Annotated in this window: 9 protein-coding genes and 4 pseudogenes; 8 read left to right on the top strand and 5 right to left on the bottom strand. The window is 71.6% G+C overall.

Features of this window, described 5'->3' with window-relative positions:
- The first annotated feature begins 32 nt into the window (after positions 1-32).
- The 3 genes and pseudogenes from AAFF41_RS46245 to AAFF41_RS46235 all read left to right on the top strand — a co-directional run bounded on the left by AAFF41_RS46245 (position 33) and on the right by AAFF41_RS46235 (position 5,717).
- On the top strand, positions 33-1,373 hold the full coding sequence (locus tag AAFF41_RS46245; RefSeq protein ID WP_319750374.1) for an ABC transporter substrate-binding protein: 1,341 nt from the start codon (positions 33-35) through the stop codon (positions 1,371-1,373).
- A 108-nt stretch (positions 1,374-1,481) separates the two neighbouring features.
- A pseudogene (locus tag AAFF41_RS46240) lies at positions 1,482-3,540 on the top strand (beta-galactosidase).
- A gap of 110 nt (positions 3,541-3,650) precedes the next feature.
- Positions 3,651-5,717: pseudogene (locus AAFF41_RS46235) on the top strand (RICIN domain-containing protein).
- An 89-nt stretch (positions 5,718-5,806) separates the two neighbouring features.
- On the opposite strand, the pseudogene AAFF41_RS46230 reads toward AAFF41_RS46235, so the two are convergent.
- From AAFF41_RS46230 to AAFF41_RS46220, 3 genes and pseudogenes are all read right to left on the bottom strand, one after another.
- Positions 5,807-6,112, bottom strand: a pseudogene (locus tag AAFF41_RS46230) (helix-turn-helix domain-containing protein); the annotation flags it as partial.
- A 37-nt stretch (positions 6,113-6,149) separates the two neighbouring features.
- A complete protein-coding gene (locus AAFF41_RS46225) occupies positions 6,150-6,911 on the bottom strand; it encodes a sensor histidine kinase (RefSeq protein WP_319750377.1) in 762 nt (253 codons plus the stop codon).
- A 319-nt stretch (positions 6,912-7,230) separates the two neighbouring features.
- Positions 7,231-7,860, bottom strand: a complete 630-nt coding sequence (locus tag AAFF41_RS46220) for a DUF6629 family protein (RefSeq protein WP_319750378.1) — start codon at positions 7,858-7,860, stop codon at positions 7,231-7,233.
- 153 nt (positions 7,861-8,013) lie between these two features.
- Between AAFF41_RS46220 and AAFF41_RS46215 the strand changes: the two are divergent.
- Positions 8,014-8,613: pseudogene (locus AAFF41_RS46215) on the top strand (nucleotidyltransferase family protein); the annotation flags it as partial.
- Between the two features lie 97 nt (positions 8,614-8,710).
- Here the strand turns inward: AAFF41_RS46215 and AAFF41_RS46210 are convergent.
- Both AAFF41_RS46210 and AAFF41_RS46205 read right to left on the bottom strand, forming a co-directional pair.
- Positions 8,711-11,101, bottom strand: a complete 2,391-nt coding sequence (locus tag AAFF41_RS46210) for an ATP-binding cassette domain-containing protein (protein ID WP_343325959.1) — start codon at positions 11,099-11,101, stop codon at positions 8,711-8,713.
- A gap of 207 nt (positions 11,102-11,308) precedes the next feature.
- The gene (locus tag AAFF41_RS46205; protein ID WP_319750380.1) at positions 11,309-12,229 is read right to left on the bottom strand and encodes a LysR family transcriptional regulator; all 921 of its coding nucleotides are present in this window, start codon (positions 12,227-12,229) and stop codon (positions 11,309-11,311) included.
- A gap of 80 nt (positions 12,230-12,309) precedes the next feature.
- On the opposite strand from AAFF41_RS46205, the gene AAFF41_RS46200 reads away from it, so the two are divergent.
- From AAFF41_RS46200 to AAFF41_RS46185, 4 genes are all read left to right on the top strand, one after another.
- Complete coding sequence (locus tag AAFF41_RS46200; RefSeq protein ID WP_319750381.1) at positions 12,310-13,233, top strand: DMT family transporter; 924 nt, start codon at positions 12,310-12,312, stop codon at positions 13,231-13,233.
- Positions 13,203-13,700, top strand: coding sequence for a YbaK/EbsC family protein (locus AAFF41_RS46195; protein WP_319750382.1), 498 nt, complete (start codon positions 13,203-13,205; stop codon positions 13,698-13,700). Before AAFF41_RS46200 ends, AAFF41_RS46195 begins: the two co-directional genes overlap by 31 nt.
- A 148-nt stretch (positions 13,701-13,848) precedes the next feature.
- Entirely contained in the window at positions 13,849-21,846 is a 7,998-nt protein-coding gene (locus AAFF41_RS46190) for an SDR family NAD(P)-dependent oxidoreductase (RefSeq protein WP_343325958.1), read from the top strand.
- A gap of 110 nt (positions 21,847-21,956) precedes the next feature.
- On the top strand, positions 21,957-23,057 hold the full coding sequence (locus AAFF41_RS46185) for a M23 family metallopeptidase (RefSeq protein ID WP_425526268.1): 1,101 nt from the start codon (positions 21,957-21,959) through the stop codon (positions 23,055-23,057).
- Positions 23,058-23,083: the final 26 nt, after the last annotated feature.

The raw sequence follows: 23,083 nt of genomic DNA, 5'->3' as shown, positions 1-23,083 counted from the left end.
AGTCCCACCCACGAAGAAGTGGAAGCACCTCCATGCGCAGAACCACCGGCCGCCTGCTGCGCGGCTTCGCTGTCCTCTCCGTCCTCGCCCTCGGGGCGACCGCCTGCGGCGGCTCCGACAACAACAGCTCGGGCCAGAAGGCGGTCTCGGCCGCGGACATCCAGGCGGCCCTCAAGAAGGGCGGCACGGTCAACGTCTGGGCCTGGGAGCCCACGCTGAAGACGGTCGCCGCCGACTTCCAGAAGAAGTACCCCAAGGTCAAGATCAACCTCGTCGGCGACCGGTCCGGTGACAAGCACTACACCGCCCTGTCGAACGCCATCGCGGCCGGGAAGGGCGTCCCCGACGTCGCGCAGGTCGAGTACTTCGCGCTGAGCCAGTACTCCCTCACCAAGGGCCTCAGCGACCTGGCCCCCTACGGCGCCGACAAGCTCGCCGCCAAGTACACCCCGGGTCCGTGGAACGCCGTGAGCGAGGGTGACAAGGTCTACGGCCTGCCGATGGACTCCGGTCCCATGGCGATGTTCTACAACAAGAAGGTCTTCGACAAGTACAAGATCGCCGTTCCGACCACCTGGGACGAGTACGTCGACGCGGCCCGCAAGCTGCACAAGGCCGACCCCAAGGTCTACATCGCCAACGACGCCGGTGACGCGGGCTTCACCACCAGCATGCTGTGGCAGGCCGGTTCGCGCCCCTACAAGGTCGACGGCACCAAGGTGACGGTCAACTTCGAGGACGCGGGCGCCAAGAAGTACACCGACACCTGGCAGAAGCTCATCGACGAGAAGCTCGTCGCGCCCATCAACGGCTGGACCGACGACTGGTACAAGGGCCTGGGCGACGGCACCATCGCCACCCTGACCACCGGCGCCTGGATGCCCGCCAACTTCGTCTCCGGCGTGCCGAACGCCTCCGGTGACTGGCGAGCGGCCCCGATGCCGCAGTGGACCAAGGGCGACAAGGCCAGCGCGGAGAACGGCGGCAGCTCCCTCGCCCTGCCCGCGCTGGGCAAGAACAAGGAACTCGCCTACGCGTTCGTCGAGTACGCCAACTCCGGTGACGGCGTGCAGACCCGCATCAAGCAGGGCGCCTTCCCGGCGACCAAGGCCGAACTCCAGTCCACCGAGTTCCAGAACACCAAGTTCGACTACTTCGGCGGCCAGGAAGCCAACAAGATCTTCGCCGAGTCCGCCGCCAACGTCGCCAGCGACTGGTCGTACCTGCCCTTCCAGCAGTACGCCAACTCGATCTTCAACGACACCGTCGGCAAGGCCTACATCTCCGGCACCAAGCTGGCCGCCGGCCTGAAGTCCTGGCAGGACGCCTCCATCAAGTACGGCAACGAGCAGGGCTTCACCGTCTCGAAGTAACCGGCATTCCCCTCGGGAGCCGCCGCTGAGCAGCAGGCGCTCAGCGGCGGCCGCCCGGAAGCAACCACGCACCTCGCGCCACCCCGTGCAGTAACCGGAAGGACCACCATGATCTCCACCCTCCTGTCCCAGTTGCGGCACGGGCCGGACGGTGATCCCACCCCCGCCTCGCCTACGGCGCCGACTACAACCCGGAGCAGTGGCCACGCGAGGTGTGGGAGGAGGACATCCGGCTCATGCGGGAGGCGGGCGTCAACATCGTCTCCGTGGCGATCTTCTCCTGGGCCCGCATCCAGCCCGCCGAGAACGAGTGGGACTTCGGCTGGCTCGACGAGGTCATGGACCTGCTGCACGCGGGGGGCATCGGGGTCGACCTGGCCACCGCCACCGCCTCCCCGCCGCCCTGGCTCAGCACGGCGCACCCGGAGATCCTTCCGGTCACCGCCTCCGGCGAGACGCTGTGGCCCGGGGCGCGTCAGCACTGGCGTCCCACCTCTCCCGTCTTCCGCGAGTACGCGCTGCGCCTGGTGCGCAAAATGGCCGAGCGGTACGCGAACCATCCCGCGCTGGTCGCCTGGCACGTCTCCAACGAGCTGGGCTGCCACAACGTCTACGACTACTCCGACGACGCCGCCCGCGCCTTCCGCGACTGGCTGCGCGCCCGCTACACGACGCTCGACGCCCTCAACCACGCCTGGGGCACGGCGTTCTGGTCCCAGCGCTACAGCGACTGGGAGCAGATCCTGCCGCCCCGGCTGGCCGCCTCCCACCCGAACCCCACCCAGCAGCTGGACTTCAAGCGTTTCTCCTCCGACGTGCTGAAGGACTATCTGCGCGCGGAGCGGGACGTGCTGCGCGAGCTCACGCCCGGTGTTCCGGTCACCACCAACTTCATGGTGATGGGCAACACCAAGGGAATGAACTACGCGGACTGGGCCGCCGAGATCGACTTCGTCTCCAACGACCACTACGTGGTGCCCGGCCCGCAGGACCGCGACGAGTTGTCCTTCTCCGCCAACCTCGTCAGCGGCATCGCCGGTGGCCGCCCGTGGTTCCTCATGGAGCACTCCACCAGCGCCGTGAACTGGCAGCCGATCAACGTGGCCAAGCGGCCGGGCGACCTCGCCCGTGACTCGCTGGTGCACGTCGCCCACGGCGCCGACGCGGTGTGCTTCTTCCAGTGGCGCCAGTCGGCGGCAGGCGCCGAGAAGTACCACTCGGCGATGGTCCCGCACGCCGGCGCCGACAGCGAGCTCTTCCGCGCGGTGGCCGACCTCGGACAGACCCTCAAGACCCTCGCTCCGGTCGCCGGGACCGAGCGTGAGCCGGCCCGGGTCGGCATCGTCTTCGACTGGGACTCGTGGTGGGCGAGCGAGCAGGACTCCCACCCCACCGCCCAGCTCAGCTACCGGCAGGAGGCGCTGGACTGGTACTCCGCGCTCCTCGCCCTCGGCATCCGGGCCGACGTCGTCACCACGCAGACCGAACTCGACCGCTACCAGGTTCTGATCACGCCGGTGCTGCACGTCATGCCGGCCCCGCTCGCCAAGGAGCTCACCCGGTACGCCGAGAACGGCGGCCATCTGATCACCACGTACTTCTCCGGTGTCGTCGACGAGAACGACCACATCTGGCTCGGCGGCTACCCGGGTGCCCTGCGCGAGCTGCTCGGCATCCGCATCGAGGAGTTCGGCCCGCTGCTCGACGGCGAGACGGCCGACGTCGAGCTGGACGGCGTGGACGGCACCGCCCCGGGCACCCTGTGGACCGACCGGATCAGCGTCACCGACCCGGCGGTGGAGGTGCTGGCGCACTACCGCGGCGGCACGTACGCCGACCGCCCCGCCGTCACCCGGCGCCCGACGGGCCAGGGCTCGGCCGCCTACGTCTCCACCCGGCTCGGCACGGACGGTCTCACCACGCTGTTGCCGAAGCTCCTCGCCCCGGCCGGTGTGCACAGTGAACTGCCGGACGGCGCGCGGGGAAGCGTCGAGCTGATCGTGCGGCGGAGCGCGGACAGCCGCTATCTGTTCCTGGTCAACCGGACCGACGCGACGGTGCCCCTGACCGGAGTCTCCGGAGATCTGCTGATCGGCCGGACGGACGACGGCGGCGCCGTCGTCCTCGCCCCCGGGACGTCGCCGTACTGCGGCAGCCCGCCCTCTGACAGCCCTCGAACAGCGAGCACGGCCCCCCGTTCGAGGGTTAGCCGGCGTGCCCCCGCGCGGGGGGCACGCCGGTCCATCGCAGCGACCACACACGAGTTGGGAGCACACGTTGGCACGCCGTACCCGCACAAGACGGCTTCTGGGAACCATCGCAGGCACCGCACTGGCCACCGGGGCAGCCCTGGTCACCGCCCCGCCGACGAGCACGGAGACCGCGCCGGCGGCGGCCGCGTCCGTGACCGTCCGGCCGGATCCCTCGTACAAGGAGCAGAGCTTCGAGGGCTGGGGCACCAGCCTGGTCTGGTTCGCCAACGCCACCGGCAACTACCCGGCACCGATCCGCGAGAAGCTCGCCAAGCTCCTGTTCGGCGACGACGGCCTCAATCTGAACATCGCCCGCTACAACATCGGCGGCGGCAACGCCCCCGACGTCAAGAACTACCTGCGGGCCGGCGGCGCGGTCGAGGGCTGGTGGAAGGCCCCGGAGGGCACCACCCGCACGGACACCGGCTGGTGGAGCGCCGACGACGCGGCCGACTGGAACCCGAACGCCGACGCCACACAGCGCTGGTGGGTGGACCGGATCAAGAAGGACATCACCCACTGGGAGACGTTCAGCAACTCGCCGCCCTGGTTCATGACCAACAGCGGCTATGTCTCGGGCGGCTTCAACTCCTCCGCCGACCAGCTCAAGGCCGACTCCGTCGACGACTTCGCCGCCTATCTGGCGGGCGCGACCAAGCGCTTGGAGAAGGCACACGGCATCAAGGTCGACACCCTCGACCCGTTCAACGAGCCGAACACGAACTACTGGGGTACGCGGCTGGGCGCGGACGGGCAGCCGGTCGGCGGCCGCCAGGAGGGGGCGCACATCGGCCCCGCGCTCCAGCAGCAGGTCATCCGCGCGCTGGCCCCGCCCTCGAGAAGGCGAAGACCGGCACGAAGATCTCCGCGATGGACGAGACCAACCCGAGCATCTTCACGCAGAACTGGACCTCCTACCCCCAGGACGTGCGGGCCCTCGTCGGCCAGCTGAACGTCCACACCTACGGCACCGGCGGCCGTACCAGTGTGCGCGACCTGGCCAAGGCGGCGGACAAGCCGCTGTGGATGAGCGAGGTCGAGGGCGACTGGGGCGACGGCCAGAGCTTCACGGACATGCGGCCGGGCCTGGGCCTGGCCCGGCAGATGGTCGACGACCTGCGCGAACTCGAGCCCAAGGCCTGGGTGTTCTGGCAGCCGGTCGAGGACTACGACAACATGAAGCCCGGCGGTGAGTCCGCCGAGGGCGGCAACTGGGGCAGCATCCAGATCCCGTTCAGCTGCACCTCCGCCGACACCCTCGCGACCTGCCCCATCCACACGAACACGAAGTTCGACACCGCCCGCAACTTCACCCACTACATCAAGCCGGGCGACCGGCTGATCAAGACCGACGACACGTCCAGCGCCGCCGCGGTCTCCAAGAGCGGCACCGGGGCGACGGTCGTCCACGTCAACAGCACCACCAGCGCGCGTACGGTCACCATCGACCTGTCCAAGTTCGGCCACATCGCGCGGGGCGCGACGGTGACTCCCGTGGTGACCAGCGCCGACGGCAAGCTGGCACGCCGGACCCCCGTCGCGGTCACCGACCGCCAGGCCACGTTCACCGTGCCCGCCCAGTCGGTGACCTCCTTCGTCGTCAAGGGCGTGTCGGGCGTGGCGAAGGACGCCGCTCTGCTGAAGAAGGGCCACACCTACTCCCTGACCGGCGTCCAGAGCGGCAAGGCGCTCACCGTCGCGGACGACGGCGGAAAGCTCGTCATCAAAGACGGCGAGCACGGACGCGGCCACGGTCACCGGCCAGCAGTGGCAGCTGCGACAGATCAGCGGCCGGACCGGCAACCGGCAGCGGTACGTGTTCACCAACCCGGTGGAGGGCAAGCGGCTGGCGGTACGCGACGGCGCCCCGGTCCTGGAGGCGGACACCGGCCCTCGTGACACGGCCACGCAGTGGATCATGTCAACGACCGGTGACGGCACCTGGACCCTCGTCAACGCCGCCACCGGAAGGCTCCTGGAGGTGGGCGGCCAGGCCACCGCCGACGGATCCGCCGTCACGATCTGGACGCCGAACTCCGGCTCCAACCAACGATGGACGGTGTCCGACGTGACCGCCGGAACCGGCTCCTAGCCCTACCGCGCCATGCCTCTCCGCGCCCGCCCGTGACGGTCGGCGCGGGTGCGGAGAGGATACTTGGGCCGCGTCAAACTCCTTGTGTGTCAGGTGAGTTCGAGCAGTCCCCTGCGCACGGCCTCCGACACGGCCGCCGCCCGATTGTCGACCCTGAGATTGCGATACACGCGCACGAGCTGGGTCTTGACCGTGGCCTCGCTGAGGTACAGCGCCTCGGCGATGGCCCGGTTGCTGCGCCCCTCGGCCAGCAGCCGGACGACCTCGATCTCGCGATGGCTCAAGTCCTGCTCCGGGTCGACCACTTGGCCGACCAGTTCGCCGACGATCTCTGCGGCGAGTCCCATGGAGCCCCCGGCCGCGGTGCGGACCGCCCGGAACAGTTCCTCCGGCGGGGGCCCGCCTCGATCAACACGCGCAGCGGTGCGGCGGTCATCGGGCGGTCGCCGGTGCGAACGACGGCTCGACCGGCCGCGGTCGGGGCCGTACGCTCACCGACGCGCGGATCATGGTGCCCCGGCCGGGTGCGCTGCTGACGTCGAGGTCGCCCCCGCACTCACGCAGGCGCGCGCGAGCGGCCGGGAGGCCGAATCCGCGGTCCGTCCGGACGGCGCCCGGCGCGCGCTCGCCCGCGAACGTGGCGGCCGGGTCGAACCCGACTCCGTCGTCGCTCACTTCGAGTTCGACACGATCGGGGTGCCGGTGGAAGGTGACCACTACGTCCACCGCGTGGGCGTGTTCGCGTACGTTCGCCAGGGCGTTCTGGGCGATGCGGAGCAGGGTGGTGGCGGCCTGGTCGTCGAGGGCGGGCTGATGCGTTCCGAGTGAGCGGAACGCACCCGGGCCACGGCACCTTCCTGACGCGAACGGTCGCACGGCAGCCGTAGCGCGCCTTCGAGGCCGGCCTCGGCGACGGTGGGCGGGGTCAGGTCCCGGATCATCCGGCGGGTCTCGGCGAGGTTGCTGCCCAGGCCGTCGGCCCCGGCACGGAGACGGGTCCGTGTCACCTCCGGCCTCCCGCAGTTCCTCGACGAGGCGCTGGCGGATCGCGGCGTCCCGCTGCTGGCCGCGGTAGAGGGCGACGGTTCCCCAGACGGCCGCCACCGGAACGAGGACGACCTCCGGGTCGAACCGGCCCGTGGACTGGACGAGTGCGTCGACGAGCACGAAGGTGAGCACGGCGACCGTGACCATCGCGGAGCGGCGACCGAGCGCGCGCAGGGCCGCGCGGGCCAGTGGGACGGCACACCAGACGTAGGCCGTCGTCAGCGGTGACGGCGCGAGGAAGACGAGGGCGGTCCACAGCAGGAACAGCAGGGGGATCCAGAGGTGCCGGCCGAGCGGTCCGAGCCGGTCCCAGTAGGCGCCCCACTGACCGCCCGCGGCAACCGCTCCGTGGTGTGACCCCGTGCGTCATCCGTACGCAGCGGAGGACGCGCGTGCGGTGGAACCCGGGTTCAACCGATCGGTTGAACGACGCCGACGGCCGGGCGGGCCGCGCACGAGGTGCCTGTCAGCGCCTCGCGTCCGGCCCGACCGGGCGCCGACGCACCCAGCCGAACAGCGCCACCGAACCGATCGCCGCGAACGCGCACCAGGTCGACACGAACTCCAGCTCCCACAGCAACCAGCAGATCAGCGCGCCCGTGCCCATCAGCACCCCGAGCAGCAGAAGTCCACGGTCCCCGGAGAGCAGGAGGGAGCCGACGGTGGCCAGGAGATAGCCGGCGACGAGCAGTTCGGGATGGTCCAGATGCACGAAGTAGCCGAGGGTGTGGCCGCGGACCTCCGCTCGGACGGGACGGGTCACGAGGGCGTAGGCGAGTGCGGCGGCGGTTGCGAGGCCGATCGCCAGGAGGACCGTCAGCCCGCGTCGGGCGCGCGGGGGCGCCGCGCACATCACACCGGCCGGGACCCACACCGCGAGCAGGGGCAGCGCGATGACGGCCCAGGCGACGGTCGCCGGGCCCGTACCCCCGCCGGAGTCCCAGACCACGGACTCCACGATCTGATGCGCCCCGAGGATCAACGGCAGCGCGGCCAGCGGCAGATCACGGACCCGCCGTGCCCGCGCCACACAGGCCACCCCGACCGCGCCGATCCCGACACCGGCGGCCAGGTCGGCCGTCGCACTCCAACACATCGCGCCACCCGCGGGTCGGCCCTCATGTGATGACACCCTTACACCGACCACCGTAGTGCCGCCGCCGGGCGAACTCATGCAGGCCACCCGCCGGTGCGGGGTCGAAGGGGACCGGCGGCACCGCGGCGCCGTGTTGCGTGGTAGGCATGGGCGATGATCGGTCGTCTTCCGCTGGATGAGCAGCTCACCGCCCTCAAGTCCGTCCTGTCACGCAATGAGGTGCTGCTGGAGGTGCTGCGCGGGGCGGCGGCACTGGACCTGCCCGGCTGGTACCTGACCGCGGGGTGTCTGTTCCAGACGGTGTGGAACGTGGTGACCGACCGGCCGCCGACCAAGGGGATCAAGGACTACGACCTCTTCTACTTCGACGACGGTGACCTGTCCTGGGAGGCGGAGGACGAGGTGATCAAGGCGGCCCGAGAGGTCTTCGCCGGTCTGCCTGCCGAAGTCGAGGTTCGCAACGAGGCGCGGGTTCACCTCTGGTACGAGCGGAAGTTCGGGATTCCGTGCCCTCCCCACACCTCCACGGAGGCAGCCGTCGACTGCTTCGCGGCGACCACCTGCTGTCTGGGAGTGCGATTGGAGGCCGACGGTCGGTGGCGCGTCTACGCACCGCACGGACTCGCTGACGTGTTCAACCTCGTCGTACACCCCAATCCGGTACTCGCCCCTCGGGAGGTCTACGAGACCAAAGCAGCCCGTTGGCAACACCAGTGGCCGGAACTGACCGTGTTGGAGTGGCCGACCGAGGCAGTGGCCCAGGGCCCTCGACCCGATGAGCGGGGGCCCCGGGACCACAAACCACGTTGTGCGCTCGACGTTGACTTGAGTCGGGTCGCAAGGACCCCCGTCAGCTGCCGACGTAGGTCGCGAGGTGCTTGCCGGTGAGGGTGGAGCGGGCTGCGACGAGCTCGGCGGGGGTGCCCTCGAAGACGAGGCGGCCGCCGTCGTGGCCGGCGCCGGGGCCGAGGTCGATGATCCAGTCGGCGTGCGCCATGACCGCCTGGTGGTGCTCGACGACGATGACCGACTTACCGGCGTCGACGAGCCGGTCGAGCAGGCCGAGCAACTGCTCGACGTCGGCGAGGTGGAGGCCGGCGGTGGGCTCGTCGAGAACGTAGACGCCGCCCTTCTCCGCCATGTGGGTGGCCAGCTTGAGGCGCTGGCGCTCGCCACCGGAGAGGGTCGTGAGGGGCTGGCCGAGGGTCAGGTAGCCGAGGCCGACGTCGGCGAGCCGGGTCAGGATCCGGTGCGCGGCCGGCGTCGCCGCCTCGCCGGCGCCGAAGAACTCCTCCGCCTCGGTCACCGACATCGCGAGCACCTCGCTGATGTCGCGGCCGCCGAGGTGGTAGTCGAGCACCGATGCCTGGAACCGCTTCCCCTCGCACTCCTCGCAGGTGGTCGCGACGCCCGCCATCATCGCCAGGTCGGTGTAGATGACGCCGGCGCCGTTGCAGGTGGGGCAGGCGCCCTCGGAGTTGGCGCTGAACAGGGCCGGCTTCACGCCGTTGACCTTGGCGAACGCCTTGCGGATCGGGTCGAGCAGTCCGGTGTACGTCGCCGGGTTGCTGCGTCTGGAGCCGCGGATCGCGGCCTGGTCGACCGACACCACGCCCTCGCCGGCCGGGATCGAGCCGTGCACGAGCGAGCTCTTCCCGGAGCCGGCGACGCCGGTGACGACGGCAAGCACCCCGAGCGGGATGTCGACGTCGACGCCCTGCAGGTTGTGCGTCCTCGCGCCGCGGATCTCCAGCGTGCCGGTGGGCTTGCGCACCGTCTCCTTGACGACGGCCCGGTCGTCGAAATGGCGGCCGGTGATGGTGCCACCGGTCCGCAGTCCCCCGACGGTGCCTTCGAAGCAGACGGTGCCGCCCGCCGTACCGGCGCCGGGGCCGAGGTCGACGACATGGTCGGCGATCGCGATGGTCTCCGGCTTGTGCTCCACGACGAGCACCGTGTTGCCCTTGTCCCGCAGCCGCAGCAGCAGGTCGTTCATCCGCTGGATGTCGTGCGGGTGCAGGCCGATGGTGGGCTCGTCGAAGACGTAGGTGACGTCGGTGAGCGAGGAGCCGAGGTGGCGGATCATCTTGACGCGCTGCGCCTCGCCGCCGGACAGCGTGCCCGCCGGCCGGTCGAGCGAGAGGTAGCCGAGCCCGATCTCCACGAACGAGTCGAGGGTCTGCTGCAACGCGGTGAGCAGCGGCGCCACCGACGGCTCGTCGAGACCGCGGACCCACGCGGCCAGGTCGCTGATCTGCATCGCGCAGGCGTCGGCGATGCTGATCCGCTTGATCTTCGACGACCGGGCCCCTTCGTTGAGCCGGGTGCCGTCGCACTCGGGGCAGGTGGTGAAGGTGACCGCCCGGTCCACGAACTCCCGGATGTGCGGCTGCATGCCCTCCCGTTCCTTGGCGAGCATGGACCTCTGGATCCGCGGGATCAGCCCCTCGTAGGTCATGTTGATGCCCGCGATCTTCATCCGGGTCGGCTCGCGGTGCAGGAAGTCGTGCAGTTCCTTCCTGGTGAACTTGCGGATCGGCTTGTCCGGGTCGAAGAAGCCCGACTCGCTGTAGAGCCGTGAGTTCCAGCCGCCCCCCGTGTAGCCAGGGACGGTGATCGCGCCCTCGGAGAGCGACTTGGAGTCGTCGTAGAGCTGGGTGAGGTCGAGGTCGGAGACCGAGCCACGGCCCTCGCAGCGCGGGCACATGCCACCGGTGATGCTGAAGCTGCGGCGCTCCTTCACGGTCTGTCCGCCGCGCTCCATGGTGACCGCGCCGGCTCCGCTGATCGAGGCGACGTTGAAGGAGAACGCCTTGGGCGAGCCGATGTGCGGCTTGCCGAGCCGGCTGAAGAGGATGCGCAGCATCGCGTTGGCGTCGGTGGCGGTGCCGACCGTGGAGCGGGGGTCGGCGCCCAGCCGCTGCTGGTCGACGGTGATCACGGTGGTCAGCCCGTCGAGGACGTCGACCTCGGGCCGCGCCAGCGTGGGCATGAAGCCCTGCACGAAGGCGCTGTACGTCTCGTTGATCAGTCGCTGCGACTCCGCCGCGATCGTGTCGAACACCAGCGAGCTCTTGCCCGAGCCGGACACGCCGGTGAACACCGTCAGCCGGCGCTTCGGGATCTCGATGCTGACGTCCTTGAGATTGTTCTCGCGCGCGCCGTGCACGCGGATCAGATCGTGGCTGTCGGCAACGTGCGGCGCAGGCGACTGCGGGTCCGTCCTCGGGGCCATGCTCATCGTGTCTCCATCTGTCGAGTGGGGCCGCCTGCGCGGACTCCGTCGGCGTCGCCTGGCTGGATCCGACCAGCTCCGAGGGTAACGTCTGCCATTTCCCGTGTCGGAGCGTTCGTGGCAGCGGTCGCTGTCGGCCTGGCCGTCACGCTAGCCGCGGCTCACCGGCCGGCGCTTCTCGAATCCTGACCGGTCTGGTCGCGGGCGTCGCTTTCACGCCGGAAGCGCGCTGCCGTCCCGCCTCTGGATCGTCGCCGCTGCTCGGTGGAGTTCGGTGAGCACCGTGCGTACGGCTCTTCGCGCGGCGCGTTCGGGGCGGTGGAGCACGTCGATGTGGCGCCGGGTGTGCACGCCGCTGAGAGGTCTGAGGACGAGTGCGGGATGTGGGCGCGTGGTCCAGCGGGGCATGAGGGCCAGGCCCCCTCCGGCGGCGACGGCCTCGGCGACGACCGAGAATTCGTTGATGCGATGGACGATGTCGAGCCGTCGGTTCGCGGCGCTCGCGATGGCGTCGATGGTGGCCATCAGCGGGAACCCGTCGTGGACGGTGATCCAGGGTTGGTCCGCGACGTCGCGCGGGGTCAGACGTCGTTTGACGGTCAGGGGGTGCCCGGCCGGCAGGGCCACGTCCAGCGGCTCACGCAGCAGCGTGTCGGCGGTGACCGTGTCCGGCCACGGCGGCGCCTGGTCGAGACGGTGGGCGAGTACGAGGTCGTAGTCCCGGGTCAGTCCGGGGAAGTGGTCCTGCGCGACGTCCTCGTCGGCGAGCGAGAGCCGCGGGCGTCCAGGTCCTGCCTGGCCGAGCAGCAGGAGCGGGAAGAACGCGGAGGCCGCGCTGTGGAAGGCCGCCACCGACACGCCCGCGTCCGGCTGGTCGACGAACTCGTCGATCGCGTGCCGTGCCGCGGCCATCGCGGTCTCCACCTCGATCGCGGCACGAGCCAGGGCTTGCCCGGCATCGGTGAGCACCAGCCGTCGGCCGTCACGTGCGGTGAGAGGGACCGGGATGGAGCGTTGCAGCAGCCGCAACTGCTGGGAGATCGCCGAGGGCGTCATCAACAGCGCCTCGGCGGTGGCGGTGACGCTTCCCGACTCGCCGAGCTCCCGCAAGATCTGCAACTGCCGCTCATTCACCTGCTCAGTGTAGTGATGCTTCAGGTTTGCTGAAGAACATCGTTCTTGGCTTCAGGGTGGGAACAGTGCAGCGTAGGGGCGTGTTTCACACCCGCCGCACTGACGCAGTGCTTCTCCTTGTCGCCATCGTCTGGGGCTCCAGCTACCTGGCCGCGAAGACGGCCACCCATGCCCTGCCCGTCCTGGTGGTGCTGTTCGCGCGGTACGCGATCTCCGCGATCGCCTGCCTCGCCCTCGTCGCCGCCCGCCGGAAGGAGCGCTGCACGCGGGACGAAGTACGAATCGGGACTGTGCTGGGGATCACCCAGGCCGCTGTCCTGATTCTGGAGACGTACGGCGTCGCGTACACCAGCGCGGCCAACGCCGGACTGATCATCAGCCTCACCATCGTCCTCACCCCACTGCTGGACCGCACGACGGACAACGGACGGCTGCCTCCGCGCTTCTTCGCCGCCACGGGTGTGTGTCTGCTGGCCGTCGCCCTGCTCATGTCCGGCAACGGCTTCCACACCCCTGGGATCGGCGACCTGCTGATGCTCGCCGCCGCGGTGGTGCGCGCGGCACATGTCGCACTCGTGGGGCGGCTCACGAAGGGGCGCGTCGTGAGGCCGTTGCAGCTCACTGCCGTCCAGACGGCTGTCGGCTCGGCGCTGTTCGTCGTGCCCGCCGCGAGCGCCCTGCCGACGCTGACTCGGGTCGATGCCGCGGTCTGGGGTCAGCTCGTGTATCTCGCCCTGTTCTGCAGCGTGTTCGCCTTCCTCGCCCAGACCTGGGCGGTGCAGAAGAGCTCTGCCAGCCGGGCCAGTCTGCTGCTGGGCACCGAACCGGTCTGGGCGGTCGTGGTCGGCGTCTGCCTCGGCGGCGAAGGGTTCACCGTCCTCGCCGCCCTCGGCGCTGCGCTCATGGTCACCGGAACGTACTGGGGACAGCACATCGAACGCACCCACCGCACCACCCACATCGGGGAGTCCCCATGCCGGACAACGGCACCTACGAGCGTCTGATCAGCCTGCTCGACAGCACCGCGACCGCGTACGAACTCATCGACCACGAACCGGAAGGCACCACCGAGACGGTCAGCGCACTGCGCGGGCACCCGGCGTCCGAAGCCGCGAAGTGCCTCGTCCTGATGGTCAAGATCGACCGGCGGGTCACTCGCCACGTGCTCGCGGTCGTTCCCGGGGACCGGCGTGTGGACCTCGCCGCCATCCGCACGCTGTTCGCGGCCCGCTACGTCGGATTCTGCGACGCCGCCACGGCGGAGCGACTGGCCCATGCCGTCCCCGGTACCGTTCTGCCCTTCAGCTTCGACCCCGCACTCGAACTCGTCGCCGATCCGGACGTCGTCGCGCGGCCGTGCCTCTACTTCAACGCCGCCCGCCTTGACCGTTCGCTGGCCATGTCCGGGGCGGACTACGCCAGGCTCGCCGAGCCGCGTGTCGAACGCATCGCCGGTCCGGGCGCGGACTGAGCAAGTGGGCCCCGCCTCCGGAGGGTCGGGGGGGGGATGGTGTGGAGCGGCGGCCGACGCGCCGCCGGGTTGCAGCGCCGCTGAACGGGACTTCGGCTGACGTACGGTTACGGCGAGTGGTCTGCGGTCGAAGTCGTAGGGGTGGGAAATGGCCGAGTTCCAGGGCGAGTTGGTGCGGGTGTTGACCGGCACGCTGAAGGAGCATGCGGCTCGGCGGGGAGGCAGGACCGCCTATGTGGACGGCCGCCGCGCCGTCACCTACCGGGAGTTGGAGGAGCGCACCGGCCGGCTGGCGGGGCATCTGGCGCGGCTCGGGGTGCGGCGCGGGGAGCGGGTCGCGATCCATCTGGGCAATCGGGTGGAACTCGTGGAGAGCTTTCTCGGGGTGCTGCGGGCCGGGGCCATCGGCGTGCTGTTGAACCCCGGTGCGTCGGCCGAGGAGGTGGGGCATTTCCTCGACGACAGTGGCGCGATCCTGGTGATCACCGAGGAGTCGCTCGCCCCCCGGGTCGCCCGACTGGCCGCCGTGCGGCCCGAGTTACGGGTGGCCGTCGTCGGCCCGGGCGACCGGCCCGCCGACGCGCTCGCCTTCGAGGACCCGCCCGCCGACGCGCTCGCCTTCGAGGACCCGCCCGCCGACGCGCTCGCCTTCGAGGACCTGGCCGGGACGGATCCTGGTGTGGCGCCCCGGGACGACCTCGGTCTCGACGATCCGGCGTGGATTCTCTACACCTCGGGCACGACCGGGGAGAGCAAGGGCGTGGTCTCCACCCAGCGTGCCGCCCTGTGGTCGGTGGCGGCTGCCTACGTGCCGGCGCACGGACTGCGGGAGGAGGACCGACTGCTGTGGCCCCTGCCCATGTTCCACGCCTTCGCGCACTCGCTGTGCCTCATGGGAGTGATCGCGGTCGGTGCGAGCGCACGCCTCCTCGCCCCGGGTGCGAGCGTCGCCCAGGCGCTGGCCGCCGAGCCCGTCACCGTTCTGGCCGGGGTGCCCGCCACGTACCGCCTCCTGCTGGAGTCGCTGCGGGAGACGGCGGCCCCGGTGTCCTCGTCACTGCGCCTGTGTGTCACCGGGGGCGCCCCCTGTCCTCCTGAGCTGAAAGCGGAGGTCGGCCGTGTCCTCGGCGCTCCCCTGCTCGACGGCTACGGCTCCACGGAGACCTGCGGGAAGATCGCGGTCCAGTGGCTCGACGGACCCCGTGACGACGCCTCCAGCGGGCCTCCGCTGCCGGGGCTCTCGGTGCGGCTGACTGATCCGTCCACCGGTTCCGAGGTCACCGACGGGGCTGACGGGGAGATCTGGGTCCGCGGCCCCGGACTGATGACGGGCTATCACAACCGTCCGGACGCCACCGCGAAGGCGTTCTCCGACGGTTGGTACCGCACGGGGGACCTGGGCCGGCTCGGCGCGAACGGCCATCTCCATGTCACCGGCCGGGTCAAGGAACTCATCATCCGGGGCGGGGAGAACATCAATCCGTCCGAGGTCGAACAGGTACTGCTGGCCCGTGCCGACATCGCCGACGCCGCTGTCGTCGGCCGGCGGCACGACGTGCTGGGCGAGGTGCCGGTCGCCTTCGTCGTCCCGGGACCGGACGGGTTCGACACGGCGCGGGCGCTCGCCGACTGCCGGGAGCGGCTGTCCGGGTTCAAGGTGCCGGACGAGATCTACCCCACCCCCGCGATCCCCCGCACGCCCTCCGGCAAGATCGTCCGGTCGGCGCTCGCCGAGCAGTTGACGGAGCGGCTCGCCGCCGAACGTGCGGCCGCGTCCTCGGCGCTGCGTGCGCGGCTGACGGCCGCGTCCGACGCCGTACTGGACCTGGTGCTCGACGAGACCGCCCGCACGCTCGACGTCCCCGCGCAGTCGCTCGATCCCGAACTGCCCTTCACGGCACAGGGACTCACCTCGCTCGGCGGTGTGCTGTTGCGCGACCGGCTGGGCACGGCGACCGGTCTCGATCTGCCGGCGACGCTGGTGTTCGACCATCCCACGCCGGCCGCCGCGAGGGTCCTGGTGCGCGACGCACTGCACGGCGACCGCAGGCCCGCCGCCGCGCGCACGTCCGGCGGCGGACCCCGCGTCGAGCCCGGGGAGCCCATCGCCGTCGTGGCCATGGCATGCCGCTACCCGGGGGACGTGGAGTCCCCGGAGGATCTGTGGCGGCTCGTCGCGGACGGCACCGACGCGACCTCGGACTTCCCCACCGACCGTGGCTGGAACACGGCCGACCTGTACGATCCCGACCCCGACCGGCCCGGCACCTCCCTCACCCGCAGGGGCGGCTTCCTGCACCGGGCGGCCGACTTCGACGCGGCCTTCTTCCACATGTCGCCGCGCGAGGCGCTGGCCACCGATCCGCAGCAACGGCTGCTGCTGGAGACCGGCTGGGAGCTGCTGGAACGGGCGGGCCTCGACCCGTCGGAGCTGCGCGGCAGCGACACCGGTGTCTTCGTCGGCGTGATGCACGCCGACTACGGGCGCCGCCTCCTGCAGCGCGGCGGACACGAACTGGAGGCGCATCTCGCCCTCGGTTCGGCGGGCAGCGTCGCCTCCGGCCGGATCGCCTACACGCTGGGGCTGCGCGGGCCCGCCGTGACGGTGGACACCGCGTGTTCGTCGTCGCTGGTGGCGATGCACACGGCCGTACGGTCCCTGCGCGACGGCGAGTGCTCGCTGGCCGTCGCGGGCGGGGTCACGGTCATGGCCTCGCCCGGTCCGTTCATCGCGTTCAGCAGGCTGCGCGGGCTGGCACCGGACGGGCGCTGCAAACCCTTCTCCGCGGCGGCCGACGGCACCGCCTGGGGCGAGGGCGTGGGGCTGGTTCTGCTGGAGCGGCTGTCCGACGCGCGGCGCAACGGTCATCCGGTCCTGGCCGTGCTGCGCGGCTCGGCCGTCAACTCCGACGGCGCGTCCAACGGGCTGACCGCCCCCAACGGGCCCGCGCAGCAACGGGTGATCCACGCGGCCCTCGCCGACGCGGGACTGTCCGCGGCGGACGTGGACTCGGTGGAGGCGCACGGCACGGGCACCGCACTCGGCGATCCGATCGAGGCCCATGCTCTGCTGGCCACGTACGGGCAGCACCGGGCCGCCCAACGACCGCTTTGGCTGGGCTCGTTGAAGTCCAATCTCGGGCACACCCAGGCGGCGGCCGGGGTGGGCGGTGTCATCAAGACCGTACTGGCGATGCACCACGAACGGCTCCCGCGCACGCTGCACGCCGACGAGCCGTCACCACGGGTGGACTGGTCGTCGGGCGCCGTACGGCTGCTGACCCGGGACGAGGCGTGGCCCCCCGTGCCCGGGCGGCCCCGACGGGCCGCGGTGTCGGCGTTCGGCATCGGCGGGACCAACGCGCACGTGATCCTTGAGGAGGCCGAGGCGGGTACGGTCGCCGCGGCACCCTCCCGTCGCGGCGCGGCGACACCGCCGCTGCTCCTCTCCGGCGCGAATTCGGCCGCGCTGCGGACGCAGGCCGCACGGACCGCGGCCGTACTCCGGGAGCGTCCCGAACTCGCCCTGGTCGACGTGGCGTTCACCCATGCCACCGCCCGGGCCGCACTGCCCCACCGAGCCTCCGTCGCCGCCGACGACCGCGCGGGGACGCTGAGCGCCCTGGACGCCCTGGCGGAGACCGCCACGTCCCGGCCGGCGGACTCCGCCGGCCGGTCGGCCCTGCTGTTCACCGGCCAGGGAGCCCAACGTTCAGGGATGGGAAGGGAGTTGTGCGAGGCCTTCCCGGTCTTCGCCGACAGCTTCAACGCCTTGTGCGACCGCTTCGACGCGCACTTGGAACACCCGTTGCGCTCGGTGCTCTGGGACGCCGCCGCGAGCGCGCTGCTGGACCGTACGGACTTCACCCAGGCGGCCCTGTTCACCTTCGAGGTGTCCGCCTTCCGACTCCTGGAGTCCTGGGGCGTACGGCCGGACTTCCTGGCCGGACACTCGATCGGCGAGGCGGCGGCGGCGCACGCCGCGGGCATCCTGTCGGAGCGGGACGCCGTCGAACTGGTCGCGGCCCGGGGTCGGTTGATGCGGGAGCTGCCTGCGGGCGGCGCCATGGTGGCGCTCGACGCCACCGAGGTGGAGGTGACCCGCGAGCTGACCGACGGGACCGCGATCGCTGCCGTGAACGGCCCCCGCGCGGTCGTGGTCTCCGGCGTGGAGCAACCCGTCCTCGCGCTCGCCCGGCGCTTCGCCGCCCTCGGGCGCCGTACGGTCCGGCTGCGGGTCAGCCATGCCTTCCACTCCCCGCTGATGGACCCGATGCTCGCCGAATTCGGCCATGTCGTCGGTGGACTGACGTACGGCCCGGCCCGCATTCCGGTGCTGTCGGGGCTGACGGGACTCCCGGCCGCCGGAGACGAGCTGCGGTCGGCCGAGTACTGGGTACGGCACGCCCGCGAGGCCGTGCGGTTCGGGGACGCCCTGTGCTGGCTTGCGTACGACGGGCGGGTGACCGCGTTCACCGAGATCGGGCCGGACGCGCACCTCACGGCCCAGGCCATGACGGCTCTGGCCGAGGGCGGCAGGGACCCGCTGTTCACGGCCGCCGCCCGGCGGGGCGCTCCGGAGCCGCGGACGCTGTTCGACGCGCTCGGTCGACTCCATGTCCACGGTGTGCCGGTGGACTGGCGCCGGGTCTACGCGGACAGCGGCGCCCGGCGGGTCGACCTGCCGACCTATCCCTTCCAGCGGCAGCGCTACTGGCTGTCCGAGCCCGCCACCGACGCGCCGACCGGTTCGGGCCATCCGTTGCTCACCCAGACGGTCACCGTGCCGGGCACGGAGCGTGTGCTGTGCGGTGGCCGGCTGTCCGGCGCGGCCCAGCCGTGGCTGCGCGACCATGCCGTGGGTGGCCATACCCTGGTGCCCGGGGCCGCGTTCGCCGACCTGGTGCTCCATGCCGGTGACGCGTGCGGTGTCACCGTACTGGAGGATCTCGCCCTTCTCACCCCGCTGTTCCTCCCCGCCGCCGACGACGAGGGGATCCAGGTCCAGGTGGCGCTGGGAGACCCGGACGGCGCCGGACGGCGCACGGCGGACGTGTACGCGCGGCCGGAGGAGTCCGGTGCGCTCGGCGCCTGGACGCACCATGCGACCGGTCGGCTCGGACCGGCGGTTGCGGGTGTCCTGGAGCGCCCGGCCTCGCTCGACGCGTGGCCACCGCCGGGTGCCACCCCCGTGGATCTCACCGGTGCCTACGAACGGCTGGCCGCCACCGGTCTCGCGTACGGGCCGGCGTTCCGGGGCGTCACGGCCCTGTGGCGGCGAGGCGAGGAGTTGTTCGCCGAAGTCGGCCCGGTGTCGCTCCCGGAGGCCCGGCGTCACATCCTCCACCCGGCGCTGCTGGACGCCGCCCTGCACGCGGGACTGCTTGCCGAGCCGCCCTCCGGACCGGCCCGGCTCCCGTTCGCCTGGCAGGGCCTGACACTGCACGCGACCGGGGCCACGGCGCTGCGCGTACGCATCAGGAACACCGGCCCGGACACGGTCGGCCTCGACCTCGCCACGCCCTCGGGTGCGCCCGTGGCCCGGCTGGAGTCGATGACGACCCGACCGGTGCCGAAGGCGGGCGTCGCTCCGGTCGGAGAGCTGTACAGGCTGCGGTGGACCGGCGTTCCGGCTGTCGGCGAAGGACCCGCCGTCGCGGTGGAGGAACCCGACGACCTGGGGCTGGCCGCGTTCCTGCCGCGGCGGGCCCCGGCCTCCGGGGCCGCGGACACTGCGGAGGTGGTCGTGGTGTCCTTGTCCGCCCGCGCCGACGAGGGGACCGACCCCGCCGCCGCGGCACACGCGCTGACCGTACGGGCACTGGATCCGCTGCGTGCGCGGCTCGCCGGTTCCGGGCGGCTGGCCGTGGTCACGCGTGGCGCCGCCGATGCGGCGCCGGACCTGCCCGCCGCGACGGTCTGGGGGTTGCTGCGGGCCGCGCAGGCCGAGTACCCCGGTCGCCTCACCCTCGTGGATGTGGACGGCCGGCCCGAGTCGCTACGGCTGCTGCCTGCCGCCCTCGGCATGAACGAGCCCCAACTGGCCATCAGGGACGGCTTGCTGAGTATCCCTCGGCTCGCGGCCACTTCCGGGGCGACGGTGGACGGCTCCCTCGGCCGGGGCACCGTCCTGATCACCGGCGGCACCGGCTCCCTGGGCGCGCTGCTAGCCCGGCATCTGGTCGATCGGCACGGCGTACGGCATCTCGTACTCGTCAGCCGACGGGGAGAGCGGGCGCCGGGGGCGCCGGCGCTGCGCTCCGAGCTCGAAGGAGCGGGGGCACGGGTGGACCTGATGGCCTGCGACATCACCGAGCGAAATCAACTGACCTCCCTCATCAAGGAGTTCGGACCCGACCTCACCACCGTGGTGCACACGGCCGGGGTCCTGGACGACGGCGTGCTGGAGGCGATGACCCCCGAGCGGCTGGCGGCCGTACTGCGGCCGAAGGCCGACGCGGCCTGGCATCTGCACGAGCTCACGAAGGATCTGCCGCTGTCGCAGTTCGTACTGTTCTCCTCGGCCGCCGGACTGCTGGGCAATCCCGGTCAGGCCAACTACGCGGCGGCGAACTCCTTCCTGGACGCACTCGCCCGTCACCGCACCGCCCTCGGCCTCCCCGCGCTGTCCCTGGCCTGGGGTCCTTGGGCCGACGACGACGGGATGGCGGCGCGCGCGGGCCGGGTGCACGGTGGGGCGGTGCGCGCGGTCTCCCCGGAACAGGCGCTGGCACTGTTCGACGCCGCACTCGGCGGCCGCGAGCCGGTCCTCGCACCGCTGCCGCTGGACCGCTCGCCGGCAGCGCTGCCCGCCGGGACACCCGTTCCGCCGCCGCTGCGAGGGCTGCTGCGCCCTGCCCGGCCGACGGCCTCACCCGCGGCGGCGAACGGGATGGCGAGCGAGGTGACGGAGCCGGACGGCGTCGCCGGGGCCTGGCGGGAGCGCCTCGCGGCACTGCCGCCGTCCGAGCGGGCGCCCGCCCTGGTGGAACTGGTCCGCGCCGAGGTCGCCACGGTGCTCGGTCATACGCAGGTAGAAGCCGTCGACCGTGACTTCCCGGAACTGGGTCTCGACTCGCTGATGAGCGTCCTGCTGCGCAACCGGCTGAGCCTGCTCGCCGGGATCCCGCTGGCGGCCACCGTCGCGTACGACTGGCCGAGCGCCGAGCAGCTCGCGGGTCACCTGTACGCCGAGCTGAGCGGCGCCCTGGCCGACGATGCCGCTGCCGCCGGGCCGCCGGACGGCGATCGGCGTCATGAACCCCGCCCCGACGTCCCGACGGTTGAACGCCGACGCGAAACCGGCAGGTCGCTGCCGACCCTCTATCGGCAGGTCTGCGAAGCGGGCGACGTCGTCTCCGCGATGCACCTCCTCGTGAGCGCGTCCCTCGCCGCACCCACCTTCGGCCACGACGAGGGTGCCCGGCACGCGATACCGCCGCTGCGGCTGGCCTCGGGGTCGGACGGTCCGGCACTCGTCTGCGTTCCCGGCTTCGCCACCCACCTCGGTCGGCCCTGGTACGCGGGGCTCGCCGGCCCCTTCGAGGGCGAGCGGGACGTCTTCGAACTGCGCCACCCCGGCGTCGACACCGGAGTCGCCGTGGCGCGGGACCTGGAGACGCTGGCCGAACTGCACGCCGCGACCGTCCGGCGGCACCTGGGCGATCGCCCCTACGTCGTCGTGGGCCACTCCATGGGCGGTTCGGCCGCCCACGCGGTCACCGCCCGGCTGGCGGCCGACGGCGCGCCCCCGGCCGGACTCGTGCTGGTGGACTCGTACCACGTCACCCCCGATCGGGAAGCCGAGCCCTGGCTGCTGGCGATGCCCGCCCGGATCCCCGCGGCCGTCGGCGAGCGGTTCGACAGCGCGGTGGACGATCTGACCTTGCTGGCGCTGGGCGCGTACACCCGTATGTTCCGCGGCTGGGACCCTCAACCCACGAGGGTTCCCACCCTGTTGGTGCGCGCCTGCGAGCCACTGCCGGACATGCCGTCACGGTGGCGGTCGTCCTGGCCGCTCCCCCACGACACGGTGGACGCTCCCGGCAGCCATCTCGGTGTGCTGGAGGAGAACGCCCCGACGACGGCCCGGGCCGTGCGCGAGTGGATCGACGCGCTCGCTCCGGGCCGAGCAAGGACCGCATGAGCGCCGCGGTGGGTCTCGTGGCCCGCCGCGGTGTGCCCGAACGGGCACGTGACCTTGCCTCTGCTCCTGCTGAAGTCCGGCGGACGAGACGCTAGCGTCCCCTGGTGAGTATCAGGACCCCCGAGTCGCCACCCGAGCCCGGGGCAGCGCGCACCCGGCGCAGACGCCGCCCCGGCCCGTTCACGCTGCTGGTCCTGCCGGGGCTGACCGCCGTCGTGGGGTTCGCCGTGTTCATGACGGCGACGGGCCGGCTGACCACTCTTCTGTCGCCGGACCCGAGTACGAACAGCGCGGTGGTCGCGGACGGCGCGGTCGCCGAGCACGTCGAGGACGCCTACGTCCCTTGGCTGCGTGCGGCGGCCAAGACGTGCACGGTCCTGAAGCCGTCCGTCCTCGCGGCGCAGATCGAACAACGTTCCAGCTGGGACACCGACTTCGCCACGCTCTCGGGCGAGACGGGGATCGCGGGGTTCACCGACGCGCAGTGGCGGACCTGGGGCAAGGACGAGGACGGCAACAAGCGGTCCTCGCCCCGCGACCCGGTGGACGCCATCGTGGCGCTCGCCCGCGAGGACTGCGCTCTCGCCAAGAAGGTCACCCGTCTCAAAACCCACGGCACGGTCACCGGAGAGCCCCTCGACCTCATCCTCGCCGCCTACACGGTGGGCACGGACGAGGTGACCCGGGCAGGGCACGTCCCCCCGAAGGCACGGACCTACGTCACCGCGGTCAAGGCGCTGTTGCCGCGCTACAAGACGTACGACCGGGTGGAGAGCGGGAGTTCCGGCAGCGGGGCGGCGAGCGCGGTGCTGGCGCCGCCGCTCACCTCTCTCGTGGTCACCTCACCCTTCGGCACACGCCAGCACCCGCTCACCGGTGTGACCAAGCTGCACACGGGCGTCGACTTCGCGGCGCCCCAGGGGGCCCCGATATCCGCCGCACGGCAGGGACAGGTCGTGTTCGCGGCGATGACCAAGGCCTACGGCAACCGCATCGTGATCGATCACGGCACCATCGGCGGGAAACGGCTGGAGACCACGTACAACCACCTGTCGGCCCTTCAGGTCACCTCGGGCCAGAGCGTGGACGCCGGAACGGTCATCGGTCTCGTCGGCTCGACCGGCCTGTCGACCGGCCCACACCTTCACTTCGAGGTACTCCTCGACGGAACGTACACCGACCCGATGCCGTGGCTCGCCGCCGGTTCCTGACGGCCACCTGGGCCGGTCGGCACCTG

The organism is Streptomyces mirabilis, assembly GCF_039503195.1.
GTDB lineage: Bacteria > Actinomycetota > Actinomycetes > Streptomycetales > Streptomycetaceae > Streptomyces > Streptomyces mirabilis_D.
The sequence above is the reverse complement of the archived record's forward strand: the minus strand, read 5'-3'. Positions and strand labels throughout refer to the sequence as shown.

What these genes read in the sequence shown, in the direction of transcription:
- AAFF41_RS46225 (WP_319750377.1), bottom strand. Translation starts at nt 6,911, where the DNA reads ATGGTCACGGTCGCCGTGCTCACCTTCGTGCTCGTCGACGCACTCGTC.
- AAFF41_RS46245 (WP_319750374.1), top strand. Translation starts at nt 33, where the DNA reads ATGCGCAGAACCACCGGCCGCCTGCTGCGCGGCTTCGCTGTCCTCTCC.
- AAFF41_RS46195 (WP_319750382.1), top strand. Translation starts at nt 13,203, where the DNA reads ATGCCGGACAACGGCACCTACGAGCGTCTGATCAGCCTGCTCGACAGC.
- AAFF41_RS46220 (WP_319750378.1), bottom strand. Translation starts at nt 7,860, where the DNA reads ATGTGTTGGAGTGCGACGGCCGACCTGGCCGCCGGTGTCGGGATCGGC.
- AAFF41_RS46210 (WP_343325959.1), bottom strand. Translation starts at nt 11,101, where the DNA reads ATGAGCATGGCCCCGAGGACGGACCCGCAGTCGCCTGCGCCGCACGTT.
- AAFF41_RS46190 (WP_343325958.1), top strand. Translation starts at nt 13,849, where the DNA reads ATGGCCGAGTTCCAGGGCGAGTTGGTGCGGGTGTTGACCGGCACGCTG.